Source organism: Pseudomonas sp. NPDC047961 (assembly GCF_050272435.1).
Lineage (GTDB): Bacteria > Pseudomonadota > Gammaproteobacteria > Pseudomonadales > Pseudomonadaceae > Stutzerimonas.
This window is the reverse complement of the sequence record NZ_JBNNMD010000003.1, coordinates 367,313-381,759: the sequence shown is the minus strand read 5'-3', so window position 1 is coordinate 381,759 and position 14,447 is coordinate 367,313. Positions and strand designations below refer to the sequence as shown.

Genomic DNA, 14,447 nt, shown 5'->3' with positions numbered 1-14,447 from the left:
CAGCTGTTCGGCCGACGCTGCCGTAGCACCAAGCCGATGCGCGTCCTGCGCACGGTCATTCAGGCAAACACGAAGTACTTGCGGACGGTCTCGACGACTTCCCAGGTGCCGGTCATGCCGGGTTCCACCACGAAGATGTCCCCGGCCTTGAGGTGGATGGGCGCCATGCCGTCGGGTGTAATGATGCAGTAGCCTTCCTGGAAGTGGCAGTACTCCCATTTGACGTATTCCACGCGCCATTTGCCGGGCGTGCAGATCCATGTCCCCATGATCTTGCTGCCGTCATCGGAGGTGTAGGCGTTGAGGTTGACGGTGTGCGGCTCGCCTTCGATTCGCTCCCACTTGCAGGCATCGACGACAGGCATGGGCTGGGTATCGCGCAGTACGGTGATCGGTGGGTTGGCCATGGGGCGCTCCGGGTAAGACGTGATCGGGCGCTTACCATAGGGCGCCGCTGCCTTTGCCGGTTGTCTGGGGTCGACGCCGGGATGCCCATCAGCGCAAGGAGCGTCGTTGGGCACGCGGTCGTCTTCTGCCAACGCGTAACCCTGTCACAGCCGAGCGGGGCAGCCCCGAAGGGCTGGCCGCTTCAAGCGTTACTGCGTGCGGAAGCGTCCGACCAACTGCCGGAGTGCGCTGCTGAGTTGCCGCTGCTGCTGGGAGTAGCTTTCGACCTCCGAGGCCTGGCTCGACACTTGGGCAACCGCGTCGCTGATGGCCACCACGTTCCGGTTGATGTCCTCGGTGACCAGATGCTGTTCCTCGGTGGCAGTGGCGACCTGCGTGGTCATGTCACGGATCATCTCGACTGCATTCTCGATCTCTTCGAACGCTCCCATGACCTCACCGGATAGCTCGATGGCTTTGCTCGATTCGGTCAGGCTGCGATCCATGCTCGCGGTCACCTCGCTGATGCGGCTGACCAGCAGGTTGAGGATCTTGTTGATTTCGCCGGTTGAATCCTGAGTGCGCCTGGCCAGATTACGCACCTCGTCGGCCACCACGGCGAAGCCGCGTCCCTGTTCGCCGGCACGTGCCGCTTCGATGGCCGCGTTGAGCGCCAGCAGGTTGGTCTGTTCGGCGATCTGCTGGATGCTCGATAGGATGGTGTTGATGCTCACCGTTTCGCGCTCGAGCTCTCGAATCACCTTGCTCGAACTCTGAATGCTGGCGCCAAGATCGTTCACCCCTACGGTACTGCGAGCGATCACCTCCTTGCCATTGCGCGTCGCGTCCAGACCCTGCGCGGAGACTTCCGCCGTCTTGACACAGTTATGCGCCACCTCGTTGGCCGCCGAGGCCATCTCGGTGACGGCGGTGACGATCTGCTCCACCGCGCTCGACTGGCGCTGCAAGCTGTCCGACATGGCAGTGGTGCGCTCGTTGGTCTGGCTTGAAACGCTGTCGATGCTCACCGCGTTGTCCTTGATGACGGTGATCATCGACTGCGTCGACTCGATGAACTGGTTGAACCACTTGGCCAGTTCCCCGGTTTCGTCCCGCGCCAGCACGGGGAGGCGGTGGGTCAGATCACCCTCGCCCTGGGCAATCGTGCGCAGCCCGTCCTTGACCAGATTGATCGGAGTGACGATGCGGTTGGCAAATATGACCCCGGCGATACCGAACAGCACCACCAGCACGGCGCACGCCACCAGCGTCAGCCACGCCAGCCTGCGCGCGCCGGCCAGGATTTCGTCGACCTGCATGAAGCCGATGAATTTCCAGCCCAGGGTCGGCGAGGTGAAGACGTTGGCCAGATAGTCGACGCCATCGATGTTTACCTCGATCAGGCCGTTCTCTGTGTTCGCGATGTTCGCGACGTAATCGCCTGGCAGCTCGCTGAGCTTCTTGAAGTTGTTCTCGGGTTGGTGGCCGTCGACCAGCAAGGTTCCGCTGTTCTCGACAAGCATGAAGAAACCGGTCTCGCCGAAGCGGATTTTCTGGATCATGTCGGTCAGTGCCTTGAGCGACACGTCCGTCGCCACGACCCCAGCGAAGTTACCAGTCTGGTCCTTGAACGCTTTAATCACCGACACGTAGACGGCGTCGTCCGGTCCCCAGTAATAGCCATCCAGGCGCGTCAGCTGGAAATTGGCGTCCTTGCCCAGGGTAAACCAGGGACGTCCGCGTGGGTCCCAGTCGCCGTAGTCTGCGGTGCCCGGCCACTCTACGTAGCCACCCTGGGCGTCGCCCATGTAGACGTAGCCGAAGTTCGGGTTGTTGTTACCGATACCGGAGAAGTAATCGAAGATCTGTTTTTCGCGACCCCCATTGGCCGTGGCGGTGGCGCCGGGTTTGCTGGGTGACCCGAAGTAGGTGGTCAGCTCGCCAGCCTCGGTGTCCCGGACGGCGGCAAAGTCGGCCATGGCCGACACGGTATGGCTGACCGAATCGAACAGGGTCACGAAGGTATTGTTCACCAGCTGGACGTCCAGGCTGCTGCTTTCCTGAAACTGGACCTTGGCCTCCTCGGTTACGTTGCGGATGGTGAACAGGGCGACGACAAGGACCGGAACGAGCGTCGCGACCAGAAAGCTTGCTAGCAGTTTGTGTTTTATTTTCATCGTTAAACGGCCTCTGGCCAGTTCATCAAGACGTCCACGCCGACCTGCGCTTCGTCCCTCGGGGAACCCTCGCGCAATCCAGTGCGCTTCGCGGCCGCGCACGCCCGATTCCTCGTCGAATCGATCGCTGGCGAGTCGCGGCCGGCAAGACGTTATCGGCACGGGTCTGTCAAGCCTTGAGGTGACCCCGCACTTTTCCGTCCGATGCGCTTATTGCGCCAGGACGCGGCATACAGGGACACCGGGTGTTTCGATGCACGTCACCTCACGGGCGCTCAGCCAAGCGCCATCGGCAGTTTCTCCAGGGGCCGTATCGGTCTGTGAAGTCTTGATCCGCTATCGCTGCTCAGTCTTCCGCGCTTCGGCGCTTATCGGCGGCCGATCTGCGGCCGGAGTGGTCGCGGTCCCGCAGCGACTTAAAGGCGGCACCCGGCGCTTATGGCGTCTCCCTTGCCGGTCACTTGTCCGCTACCAGGCAAGGCTTCGCGCCGGGGCGGGACGGTCCGGGCGATGCGGGGCGCCGACGCAGGCTCAGTCCGGCGTGAACCACCAGTGTCGCGATGACCAGCGCGCCGCCATAAAGCGTCGAGGTTGCGGGTGTCTCGTTCAGGAAATACCAGGCCCACAGCGACCCCAGCAGGCTTTCCAATAGATAGAAGAGCGCGACTTCGGCAGACGGCAGATAGCGGGTCGCGTTATTGATCAGCAGCGTGGCCAGCGGCATCTGGATCAGGCCCATGATTGCCAGCGCCCAATAGCTCGTCGTACCCAGGCCCAACGGCTCGGCCTTGGGCCAGGCGATCACCGCAGCCGCCAGGCCGCCGAGCGCGATGAGGGGCATCCGTTCGATGGCAGGGTTGCGGCGCAGCAGGGTGAGATTGGCGCCCACTGCTGCCGAGGACAACAGTGCATAACCGTTTCCGGCCAGATCGGTGGGGGTGAAGGCTCCGGCAAATACAATCATGATCCCCAGCGCCGCCACGCCGATGGCCAGCCAGGTGTGCAACGCCACCGACTCGCCCAGGATAAAGCGTGTAAACAGGGCGGCGAACAGGGGCGCTGTGCTGAGCACGACCACCACGTTGGCCACCGTGGTATGGATGACCGCGAGCACGAAAAAGATCGAAGTAAAGGCCAACAGCAAGGCCGAGGCGGCGCTGATCAGCGGTTGAGCCTTAAGACTCGCCCGGCTTTTGGTCGACAGCGAGAACGCACCCAGCGCCAGAAACATCAACAGGCCCCGCCAGAACACGATGCTCCAGCCATCGGCCTGTGCCAGGCGCACCAACAGGCCATCGAAGCTGAGTACGACGATGCCGCTGCTCACCAGAAGCAGGCCGCGCGTTGAATCGTTCAATCGTGGCTCCTCCGGTTACCGCTGCCCAGCGCCTGTCGTTGCCCTGGCGCGGCCTCCCTCTAAGCCGCGTCCGGACGCTGCGGCAATGATGGCTGCTTTGTTCGCCAAGCACCTGCCCAGAAGCGCCCCGGCACACTGCAGTTCGCGACTTCAGGGGCTGCTATTGCTTGCCCTGCGGCGTGGCAGCCGATCCGTAAGCGGCCGTATTGGCCGGCGCATGTCACGCCGTCAGATCTCTCCCCACGAGCGCCTCGAAGGCCAAGTTATCCGTTCTTGCGGCTGATAAAGATTCGCATATACGAGCCGTTTCGCATGGCCCTATAATCCGCGACTCATTTTTTGAGGCGGCCAGACCATGGGCGTTCTTGAATCCCTCCATCATTACCTTGCCGAACCGCTGATCGAGCAGTTTCTCAGTGTTTTCGATCTGAATGGCCGTCTCGGCGTGCTGTTTCTTGCCATCTCCTACGCCACCGCTTATGGCCTGTTTCGCTTCCGATCGAGCCGCGGCCTGACTGACGCACCCTCGTTCTGGCAGTTCATCGGTGGGAATAGGGTGCACCTGCACCGTTCGGCCCTGCTCGATTACCGCTACTACTTTGTGCGCGGCGTCATAAAGGTGTTACTGGTGGTCCCCATCGTAGGCCTGGTTGACCCCTACATCCTCCGCTCGGGCGACTACATCAGCTTCTTCACCAACCTGTGGGGCGAGCGGCCACGGGTCGGGCACAACCTGTCGCTGGCGCTGCTGTATGGGCTCGGCGTATTCCTGATCAGCGACTTCACCCACTACTGGGTTCATCGCGCCTTTCACTGCAGTTGGCTGTGGGAGTTTCACAAGGTCCATCACTCGGCGCCGGTGATGGTTCCGCTGACGGCGAGCCGCGTCCATTTTCTGGAAAAAGTAGTCGGCAGGCTCGTCGATCTGGTTTTCCTCGGCGCCTATGCCGGTGCGTTCTGGTATGTCTGCGGCGGGGAGATCAGCCGCTACACCCTGTTCGGCGTGACCTATCTGGTATTCATCTTCAACGGCCTGGCCTCGAACCTGCGGCATAGCCATGTATGGCTATCATTCGGGCCGCGCCTCGAACACATCTTCAACAGCCCAGCCCAGCATCAGATTCACCACAGCGATGGCCCGCGGCATTTTCACAAGAACTTCAGCACCAACCTGTCACTGTGGGACTGGATGTTCGGCACCCTCTACGTCACCAGCCTGGTGCCGGAACGCATCGAATTCGGCACTGCCGAACGCGACTCGCATCGCTACCTGACGCTCTACAGCCTGATCGTGATGCCCTTCGTGGACACGGCACTCAAGCTCGTATCCCGCCGGCGCGCCTTCATTACGCCGAACAGCGCTCCCGACGCCTGAGATTGGCGCTGGCTTCTGCTCATAACTGGGCGAACGGGGCGGCTGTGTTGCTAGACGGGTTCGATCTGCCTCTGCTGATGGGAGCTCACCGGCGCCCTGGCAAGCGCCGCCTGCAGCTTCGCCACCCTCGCCCCCAACTTCACCTAGCAATTCGATAGCTGGCGCGAGGCAGTTAGATTCAACCGTTCGGTTTATGGTTGGCGGAGAAGCCGCAGGCTATGTTGCGCATGCCGCGCCGCAACAGGTCTGTATTCCCCAATCCTCGGCGGATTGGTTGTGGGAACAGGATGTGAACCACTATCCCAAATGGAGCTACACCATGTTCAATAAAAAGACCCTGCTCGCCCTTCTTATCTCTGCCGCTGCTGCCAATGCCATGGCCGCGTCCAGCGAAGCCTACGTAGACCAGGATGGCAACAATCAACAAGCTACCGTGACTCAGGAGGGCGGCGCCCAGCTCGCTCTGGTCTTCCAGGACGGTGAAGGCAACATCGGTACTACCTATCAAGCTGGCTCCGACAACCGTTCCGGTGTCTACCAGTCGGGCAATTTGAACACGGCTGCTGTTTCACAAAACAGCGTGAACTCGGACTCCACGGTCGCTCAATCTGGCATCGCGAACAACGCCGAGATCAAACAGGTTGCGGCTAACAACGCGTCGCTCGTTTTCCAAACGGGCGAAGCCAACAACGCCGAGGTTACTCACGGTGGCGGCGGCGGCCACTACTCCTTGGTGACTCAGAACGGCTTGAGCAACGATGCCACCCTGAAGCAAGGTGGCAATGGAAATTGGTCATATATCACCCAAGCCGGTAACGACAACAAGGCCAATGTCGGACAGTACGGTAATAACAACCTGTCAGACGTATCTCAGAACGGTAACGACAACGTCGCCACCGTCAGCCAGAAAGATACTGGTATCGTCAATGCCGACCAGATCGGAACGGGCAACGAGTTGCTCGTTACCCAAGGCGATTTGGCCGTCGCAGATATTCTCCAGACTGGTGAATTCAACGACGTTGAAATTGAGCAAAAAGGCAGTGGCAATTACGCCAATGTCGACCAGTACGGTCAGTCGAACAACGCCGAAATCGGCCAATCTGGCACCGATAATGATGCCTATATCGTTCAAAGCGGCGTGAGCAACATGGCTGTCGCTATGCAGTCTGGCGTGGGTGATCTGGCCTCTATCATCCAGGCTGGTTCGAACAACATGGCTACCGTTACTCAGAAGTAAAAGTGACTGCAGTGACACCCAGCCCGGCGAATGCCGGGCTTCTTGCTTTTAACCGATGGAGAATTGCAGCGGCTATCGAAGCGGTTTGGCGCGCTTCGTCGGCGCAGTACCGGTGGCCGCATGAACAGCTCTCGCTGAGCACGCGGCGTTGCAGCAAGCTGGCCGGCAGCGTGCGACTCCTTGTCTGGAGCTGGTCTTCAAGGCTGGAATCGCCCAACGCCTGCTGCACCTGCTCCGTAGTTTGCGCTCAGCAAGCCTCAGCCTGTCGTTCGTAGGGCTGGCTCAGAGGCGTCGCGTCAAGCGTCCCCTGAAGCTCCGCCACCAGCACATCCACCTGATGCAACGCCTCGGCCACCGAGGCCGCCAACACGTCGCCGCCTGTTTCCTGCCCTTCGATGGCGATCTGGTGGATGCGGGTGATGCCGATGAAATTAAGTGCGGTCACCAGATTCGGCTCCAGGTGGTTCATGTGCGCCATCTCCCCACCGGGACCAAAGCCGATGCCGCCCCTCGCGCTGAGGATGACCGCATGCCGTGGTCGGTCCGCCAGCAAAGGTACGTAAGGTTCAGGTAGTTTGGTTTCGTCGACCTCGACCGTCCGGCCCGGCCGCACGATCAGGTCAATCCAGGCCTTCAGTGCGGCGGGCATGCCGAAGTTGTAAAGCGGCGTGCCGATGACCAATACATCGGCGGCAATTAGCTCATCGACCAACCGGTCGCTTTCCGCCAATGTTTCCGTCATCCAAGGCTCACGGCGTTCTTCCGGCGTGAAACTGGAGGCGATCCAGTCATGGCTGATGTAGGAGGGCGGGTTCTGCCCGATGTCCCGGTAGGTCACGCTGTCCTGCGCGCGGTGGGCTCGCCACTGGCTGACGAAACGGTGGGTGAGATTACGGCTGTGGGAGCCGTGCTCGTCTTTGCCAGCGAAGCCGGGGCGGGCGCTGGCGTCGAGGTGCAGAAGGTGCGTCATGGTGGGTCTCCTCTGTGACTGAATTCATCTGTCATTCGCGGTAGATCCAGCCTAGGGTTAGGCTGCATAGGCGACAAACGACCATTTCTTTCGGTTACAGATGAGGAAAACTCAGCCATGGCGCACCGCTGGTTACCTTCGCTTTCTGCGCTACGTGCCTTCGAAGCCGCCGCCCGCCACGAGAGCGCCAAGCAGGCCGCCGAGGAGTTGAATGTCACCGCTACGGCCATCAGTCACCAGATTCGCTCGCTGGAAGAATCCCTCGGCGTGGCGCTGTTTCTGCGCAAACCCCGGCAGCTGGAACTCACCGCCCAAGGCCGTGACCTGCAGCAGACGCTGGAGACCGCGTTCGACAGCATCAGCGCCACGGTCGAACGCCTTAGTGCGGGGCCCTGCCGGCAGGCGATCACCCTCAGCACCACGCCGGCCATTGCCGTGCGCTGGCTGGTGCCCTGGGTCTGCCTGCTACGAGATTCGCATCCCGATATCGACCTGCGCTTCCAGACCTCGCACGAGCCGGTGGCGCTGGATGGCGTTACGGCGGATATCGCCATTCGCTACGGCGACGGGCGCTGGCCAGGGCTGGTGGCCGAGAAGCTGATCGACAACACCTTCGTCCCGGTCTGCAGCCCGCTTTTGGGCCTTCGCGACGTCGCCGACCTGCCCAACCACCCGCTGATCCACTTCCACGCCCGGGGTGCCGCCTCGGCTCCGATTCATTGGGCGTCATGGCAAAAGCTCGCCAACGTGCCGGGGCTGGACGTCAGCGCCGGGCTGGTCTTCTCCGACGAGACCCACGCCATCTCAGCCGCCATCGGCGCGCAGGGCGTGGCGCTGATGAGCCGTCAGTTGATCGAGGATGAATTAAGAGAAGGGCGGTTGGTGCAGCCGTTCGGCCCGGAGATGCCGGGCAAGCCGTTTCACCTCGTGTACCCGGAGAGCCGCCGAGATGATTCGACGGTGCTGGCGGTGAGGGAGTGGGTCATGAAGGTGCCGGGTGGGTTGTGTGAAGTGGGGGGTTGACGCCGCCAGCGCCTTGCAGCTGTAGGGTGGAAAACGGCGAAGCCTTTTCCACACGTCACTTCCAGGCTACCTCGCTGTCTGTGGCTGTGTCCCGCTTGCCTCCCATGTCGTATCTGCCCGGCATTGGGGTCGTGATTGGTGTCTATCAAAACTTACCGGTCGGTATAGTCAACGACACACCCACGTCGGAGGGTTCACAAATGGATAAAACCCGTAAGCGCCTGGTTGATGCCGCGCTAACTCTCTTTGTCTCGCAGGGCGTCCACATTACCGGTGTGGTGGCGATCGCAGCGTTGGCGGGCGTGACCAAAATGACGCTATACAGTCATTTCCCTTCCAAGGATGCGCTGATCGTGGCGTGCCTTGATGAACGTGACCGTCGTTGGCGTGAAGAGGTGGTGAGCACCTTGGCGAAGCATGCCGAACCGATTAGCGGCATGCTTGCGTTCTTCGATTTGTATGAGCGCTTTCTGATGCGCGACAGCGGCCGTGGCTGCGTGTTCGTCAACAGCGCAGCCGAATTCCCATCGTGTAGCCACCCGGTGCGTTTGGCCGTGAGTCGCCATAAGCAAGGGATTCGTGACAACCTCGTTGCACTGGCCATCAAGGCAGGCGTTAGCGACCCGACCTCGGTTGTCGATGGGCTGTTCATCTTGTTAGAAGGCAGTTTTGTCAGCGGCGCCATGGGCGAGACCACAAAGCAGTTCGACACAGCAAGACGCATGGCACTTTGCTGGATCACAGCGCAACGCCAGCAGGAGCAGAGCGCATGAAAGTGGGATTGCTTGCTGCCATCGCCGCCACGTTTTCCTGGTCGCTGCTGTATATCTTTCCAAGCCTGATTGGCGAATACAGCCTCTTCGATCTTGCTGTTGTGAGCTATGGCTTCGCCGGGCTGGGTAGCCTGCTTGTTCTGTTCGTATATCGAAGCGAAGTCAAGAAACTCAAATTGACTGATTGGGCATGGGCCGCGCTATTGGGATTTCTTGGCTACATCGGCTATTTCTTTCTGATTACCACCGCCGTTTTGGCAGCCGGGCCGGTGATCCCTCCAGTGATGATGGGTTCGGTACCCATCGTTCTCGCTATTGCTGGCAACATGCGCAGCGCCAGCGTGCCTTGGCGCGCCATTGCCGGACCATTGATGGTGGCGGCTTTGGGTATAGGCCTGGTCAACTTGAGCGTGTTTGATTTCAGCAGTGCAACGCAAATGCGCTCTACCAGTTCGATACTGCTTGGGCTGTTGGTTTCCCTGCTGGCAATCGCCTCCTGGACTGGCTTCGGCTTGTTGAACGAAAGCGCCCTGGCCCGACGCCCAGGCATGTCACCCATGCTCTGGTCCGCCATGCTGATTTTTATGTGCAGCGTAGAGATGCTGGCTTTCATCCCGGTGGGGCTGTATCTGAAGCTTTCCAATTACGCCAGCCAACCAAGCGGGTTGGTTGGTACAGATGCGCTCTTTATATGCGGGTTGATCCAAGGATTCGGCGCGACGCTTGCCGGTGCCTGGGCGTGGTCTGTCGCAACCCGGCGTCTGCCTCTGGCGCTCAGCGCGCAGTTGATTGCCAGCCAAACGCTCTATGCAACCGCACTTGGCCTGCTCGTTCACGACCGCTGGCCCGCTCCCACCGAAGCCATCGGGACAGGCTTGCTCTTTTGCGGGGTGGTATGGGCCATTCAAGCCTTCTATCGCAGGCAGGCTCGCGCATACAGCATCGATGGTTCCCTGGCGAACGAAACGGCGACCTGATGCAGCCAGTGCGTATTCGGCAGCCGCCTTGCAAACGAATACTGGGTGATCTTCCAGCGCAGCGCTAAAGCGGCATCGCCGTCCGGTAGTGTTCAGATGCAATGCATGTGATCAGGCAGGACGACCCAGGCATCGATATGGACGGGGGCCGGTCTTAGGTGGCGCGGACAGTTTCGCCTAGCAGATCGACATGGCGGACCGAGTAGCTCGCGTCGACGGTTACGCAGATTGACCGTGAAGAGAGGTGGCACCTGGCACATCGGCGCGGGAATCGGGACATGGCGGCTCATCCTTGAGCGTTGTGTTGGTGGGAGGGTCCGTATCGGTGGATTAGCAAAGCGTTATCCACCCTCGTCATTTCACCTGACCTCACCCTGACGCATCGACGTTGCCGGAGCGTAGGGTGGAAAACGGCGAAGCCTTTTCCACGCGTCGTTTCCAGGCTACCTCGCTGCGTTTCCACGCAGAGCGTGGGAACGATCAAAACTTTACTATCAAGGTGTGAAAACTCAGGTTTACTCTCTCATCGACAGGGACATGACTGATTTCCAACACGCCGGGCATCGCTATAAGAGATCGGGCGGGGAAGAGAAGCACACAGTCTGAGAGGAGATGCCATGAACGAAATAGACCTTATCGCCAGATCACGAGGCATCGCGGAAAAAGAGCACCTCGCTTCGGTTGTCGCATGCCAACGTATTGGTCCCGAAAACGCCAGGCGCGCAACATTGCGTCGGTATGAAGATGTGCTGCAAGCTTCCGCTAGCCTTGATGACCGAGCGGTAGCCTGCCAAACCGGTTGCTCGTACTGTTGCTACATCCGTGTGGTTGCGTCTCCAGTAGAGATATTTGGCCTGATCGACTACCTGCAGACGGCTTTAGATAAAACGGCCTATCAGGAATTCGAGCAGCGCGTCCGCGATGCAGCGGAAGTGGTGCGCCCACTGTCCCGTGAAGTGCATATGAGAACCAACGTCGCCTGTCCTGCGTTGCAGGATAACAAGTGTATCGCTTATGCCGCGCGGCCATTGCGCTGTCGTGGGCACCATTCCTGGGATACCCAAATCTGTATTGACGAGTACGATAATCCAGAAATAGTTGTTGGGCCCGTTAGCCACCTGCCTGTACGTGGATACAGCTCTGGTGCCCATATCCAAGGGTTTGAGGCTGCGTTGGCGCGTAATGGTTACGATGCAGGAGCTTATGAGCTCATTGCAGGGTTACATGAAGCCATCACCGATCCCGAGTGTAAGAAGCGCTTCAGCCGCAGAGAGAGTGCTTTCTTGCAGGCTACTTGTGATCGCGAATCACCGTTGACCGAGTAGGGGGAATGCATAACACCAACACCCATCCGGCCGCGAGCGGTTCCGCACTCTGCATGGGACGTTGTAGTGGACGCTTGGAGTTCGCTGCTACGGATTCAGCGTGTTAGGGGACTGCTTATCAGGTTAGGCCAACTGCCTGATCGACGCGGAGCGTCTGGCGCTACGTTCCCACGCAGAGCGTGGCAACGATCAATAGTGGCTCATCCTTGAGTGTTGTGTTGTGTTGTGTTGTGTTGCGGTGCTTTGGTTTCGGTGGATAAGCGAAGCGTTATCCACCCTACGCCATCACGCCCGCCCACACCGCCGACGCATCGACGTTGCCGGAGATAGGGTGGAAAACGGCGAAGCCTTTTCCACGCGTTTCTTCCAGGCTACCTCGCTAGAAGGGAATGTCGTCATCAAATTGTGAGTAATCTGGGGTCGAAGCTTGTGGTTTATAAGCGCCAACCCTAGCGATAATGTTTTTAAGTTCAATTTGCTCGTGCATTGAAAGCGAGGCGATTTCTAGCAGGTTTTTAATTTGATCATCTGTCGCCACAGACCATTCATCAAAAGTTGCTATTAAACTAATTTTTTTACTTGATTCTTGGAGGAGAAGCGCTCTGCCTAGGCTTTGTATGCATCGCTCTCTATGTTTTGGTTTCTTAAATAGTAACTTGGCAATTTCGTTCGCTACGGTTTCTGGGATTTTTCCACTTATAGGGATTCCTTGGAACTTCCCAAAAAAACCAAACGGATCCAATCCTGCACGAAGAGGAATGATATCTATTTTTCTACCAAGCGCATATCCGACTTCCTGCGCGCACCAGTCAGACTCTTTAAAACCAGGTTCCACAACTGCGGCAAGGATTTCCATGGTCTCTAGTCCTGCCTCTACTTCATCTCTCCATTCTCTAGAGGCTTCAATGTCTTCATGAGCAATAAAGGCACATATTCCCCAGTGCGCTAGTGATGTCTTGAGCGCGGACATTCTTGCTCTGTTCGATGACAGATGACTCACAAAAAGTCTTATATATCCTTCTGTCCAGAAATCAGCATTTGTAATTTTAGCTTCGACAAAAACTCTTTTGTATTTTTCAGGATATTTTTGTTGATACCATAAATCTATATCAAAATAATCTACGACTTCATGTATTAGGCTCGAGTCCTCTGAGAAAACAGAGTTCAATATTTCTGCTACGCAAGAGTTGTAATCATCATCGCCGAAGCTCAGTGACCTAAGTAATCTTCCGTGGCCTGTTATTTCCTTAATTTTTCCGGTGATTTGGCCTAGCGTCAGCCAGTCACCTTCGTTGAAAGAGTCAATTGCATACTTGGAGATAACAGATACTTTTTTCCGTTCTTCTGAGTTCATAATTCACGGCTGTAGTGGTTGTGCTGGTTTTTGCATTTTTATAGGGTGGGGTTCGATATTGCCCTGTCTATGTAATGCACCGTTTTAAGTATTAACTAAATTTGACGGTATTTTTTAGCTCAAAAAAAAGCCCCGCACAAGGCGGGGCTCTTAGACTTTCTAATCGCAACCCCAAATATCCATTTCAGGTAAAGCGCTCTTAACTCTTCGGCGAGTAGGCCAGTATCAATCCCAGCTCAACGCCCCACCCGTCTGATACTCAATAACCCGCGTCTCAAAGAAGTTCTTCTCCTTCTTCAAGTCCATGATCTCGCTCATCCACGGGAACGGGTTGGTGGTGCCTGGATACTCTTCCTTCAACCCAATCTGCGTCAGACGACGGTTGGCGATGAACTTGAGGTAGTCCTCCATCATCGAGGCGTTCATGCCGAGGACGCCACGGGGCATGGTGTCGCGGGCGTATTCGATTTCGAGCTGCGTACCCTGGAGGATCATCTGGGTCGCTTCGTCCTTCATGGCGGCGTCCCACAGGTGTGGGTTTTCGATCTTGATCTGGTTGATTACGTCGATGCCGAAGTTCAGGTGCATGGACTCGTCGCGCAAGATGTACTGGAACTGCTCGGCGGTGCCGGTCATCTTGTTGCGGCGGCCCATGGAGAGGATCTGGGTGAAGCCGCAGTAGAAGAAGATGCCTTCCAGTACGCAGTAGTAGGCGATGAGGTTGCGCAGGAACTCTTTATCCGTCTCGACGGTGCCGGTCTGGAAGGTCGGGTCGGAGATCGAGCGGGTGTACTTGAGGCCCCAGGAGGCCTTCTTCGCGACGCTCGGGATCTCGTGGTACATGTTGAAGATCTCGCCTTCATCCATGCCCAGCGATTCGATGCAGTACTGGTAGGCGTGAGTGTGGATCGCCTCTTCGAAGGCCTGGCGCAGGATGTACTGGCGGCACTCGGGGTTGGTGATCAGGCGGTACACGGCCAGCACGAGGTTGTTGGCGACCAGGCTGTCGGCGGTGGAGAAGAAGCCGAGATTGCGCTTAACGATGCGGCGCTCGTCCTCGGAGAGGCCGTCCGGCGTCTTCCACAGGGCGATGTCGGCGTTCATGTTCACTTCCTGCGGCATCCAGTGGTTGGCGCAACCATCCAGATACTTCTGCCAGGCCCAGTCGTACTTGAAGGGTACGAGCTGGTTGAGGTCGGCGCGGGCGTTGATCATCTGCTTGTCGCCGACGTGAACGCGGGCGGATTCGCCTTCCAGTTCGTCGAGGCCTTCCTGGATGTCGAGGTCGTCCAGGGCTTTCTTGGCGCGAGCGACGGCAGCGGAGTCATCGGCGGCAACGGCGCGGGCTTCTTCGACGGAGCCAGCGGCGTCCTTGTCGAGCTTGGCCGGCGCGTCAGTATTTGCAGCAGCGGCTTGGGGGGCGGCCTGCGTGGCGGTGGTGGTGTCTTCTTCGTCGAATTCGTCCCAGCTCAGCATGGCGGTTCTCCTGATT

11 protein-coding genes and 3 pseudogenes are annotated in these 14,447 nt (G+C 58.5%); 6 read left to right on the top strand and 8 right to left on the bottom strand.

Annotation, left to right across the window (positions count from 1 at the left end; all coding sequences use genetic code 11):
- Positions 1-59: 59 nt before the first annotated feature.
- The 4 genes and pseudogenes from ACQKIK_RS12560 to ACQKIK_RS12545 all read right to left on the bottom strand — a co-directional run bounded on the left by ACQKIK_RS12560 (position 60) and on the right by ACQKIK_RS12545 (position 3,921).
- Positions 60-407, bottom strand: a complete 348-nt coding sequence (locus ACQKIK_RS12560; RefSeq protein ID WP_045425545.1) for a cupin domain-containing protein — start codon at positions 405-407, stop codon at positions 60-62.
- 189 nt (positions 408-596) lie between these two features.
- Positions 597-1,115: pseudogene (locus ACQKIK_RS12555) on the bottom strand (methyl-accepting chemotaxis protein); the annotation flags it as partial.
- Positions 1,116-1,508: 393 nt separating this feature from the next.
- Positions 1,509-2,564: pseudogene (locus ACQKIK_RS12550) on the bottom strand (cache domain-containing protein); the annotation flags it as partial.
- A gap of 457 nt (positions 2,565-3,021) precedes the next feature.
- The gene (locus ACQKIK_RS12545; RefSeq protein WP_499136175.1) at positions 3,022-3,921 is read right to left on the bottom strand and encodes a DMT family transporter; all 900 of its coding nucleotides are present in this window, start codon (positions 3,919-3,921) and stop codon (positions 3,022-3,024) included.
- 355 nt (positions 3,922-4,276) lie between these two features.
- Between ACQKIK_RS12545 and ACQKIK_RS12540 the strand changes: the two genes are divergently transcribed.
- Both ACQKIK_RS12540 and ACQKIK_RS12535 read left to right on the top strand, forming a co-directional pair.
- Complete coding sequence (locus ACQKIK_RS12540) at positions 4,277-5,296, top strand: sterol desaturase family protein (protein WP_127839732.1); 1,020 nt, start codon at positions 4,277-4,279, stop codon at positions 5,294-5,296.
- Between the two features lie 319 nt (positions 5,297-5,615).
- The gene (locus ACQKIK_RS12535) at positions 5,616-6,533 is read left to right on the top strand and encodes a hypothetical protein (protein WP_499136173.1); all 918 of its coding nucleotides are present in this window, start codon (positions 5,616-5,618) and stop codon (positions 6,531-6,533) included.
- A 247-nt stretch (positions 6,534-6,780) separates the two neighbouring features.
- Here ACQKIK_RS12535 and ACQKIK_RS12530 read toward each other — a convergent pair whose 3' ends face one another.
- Positions 6,781-7,503 carry an FMN-dependent NADH-azoreductase gene (locus tag ACQKIK_RS12530; RefSeq protein ID WP_499136172.1) on the bottom strand — a complete coding sequence of 241 codons (723 nt, stop codon included), beginning with the start codon at positions 7,501-7,503 and terminating at the stop codon, positions 6,781-6,783.
- A gap of 117 nt (positions 7,504-7,620) precedes the next feature.
- Here ACQKIK_RS12530 and ACQKIK_RS12525 point away from each other — a divergent pair, with 117 nt between their 5' ends.
- From ACQKIK_RS12525 to ACQKIK_RS12515, 3 genes are all read left to right on the top strand, one after another.
- Entirely contained in the window at positions 7,621-8,526 is a 906-nt protein-coding gene (locus ACQKIK_RS12525; protein WP_499136170.1) for a LysR substrate-binding domain-containing protein, read from the top strand.
- A 104-nt stretch (positions 8,527-8,630) separates the two neighbouring features.
- Positions 8,631-9,299, top strand: coding sequence for a TetR/AcrR family transcriptional regulator (locus ACQKIK_RS12520; protein ID WP_499136169.1), 669 nt, complete (start codon positions 8,631-8,633; stop codon positions 9,297-9,299).
- The gene (locus ACQKIK_RS12515) at positions 9,296-10,276 is read left to right on the top strand and encodes a DMT family transporter (RefSeq protein WP_499136167.1); all 981 of its coding nucleotides are present in this window, start codon (positions 9,296-9,298) and stop codon (positions 10,274-10,276) included. The genes ACQKIK_RS12520 and ACQKIK_RS12515 overlap by 4 nt, the downstream gene beginning before the upstream one ends.
- Positions 10,277-10,278: 2 nt before the next feature.
- Here the strand turns inward: ACQKIK_RS12515 and ACQKIK_RS12510 are convergent.
- A pseudogene (locus tag ACQKIK_RS12510) lies at positions 10,279-10,534 on the bottom strand (transposase); the annotation flags it as partial.
- A gap of 359 nt (positions 10,535-10,893) precedes the next feature.
- Here ACQKIK_RS12510 and ACQKIK_RS12505 point away from each other — a divergent pair.
- Positions 10,894-11,601 carry a YkgJ family cysteine cluster protein gene (locus tag ACQKIK_RS12505; RefSeq protein WP_499136165.1) on the top strand — a complete coding sequence of 236 codons (708 nt, stop codon included), beginning with the start codon at positions 10,894-10,896 and terminating at the stop codon, positions 11,599-11,601.
- 379 nt (positions 11,602-11,980) lie between these two features.
- Here ACQKIK_RS12505 and ACQKIK_RS12500 read toward each other — a convergent pair whose 3' ends face one another.
- Both ACQKIK_RS12500 and ACQKIK_RS12495 read right to left on the bottom strand, forming a co-directional pair.
- Positions 11,981-12,955, bottom strand: a complete 975-nt coding sequence (locus tag ACQKIK_RS12500; protein WP_499136164.1) for a TIR domain-containing protein — start codon at positions 12,953-12,955, stop codon at positions 11,981-11,983.
- Positions 12,956-13,180: 225 nt separating this feature from the next.
- Positions 13,181-14,431, bottom strand: coding sequence for a ribonucleotide-diphosphate reductase subunit beta (locus ACQKIK_RS12495; RefSeq protein ID WP_499136163.1), 1,251 nt, complete (start codon positions 14,429-14,431; stop codon positions 13,181-13,183).
- Positions 14,432-14,447: the final 16 nt, after the last annotated feature.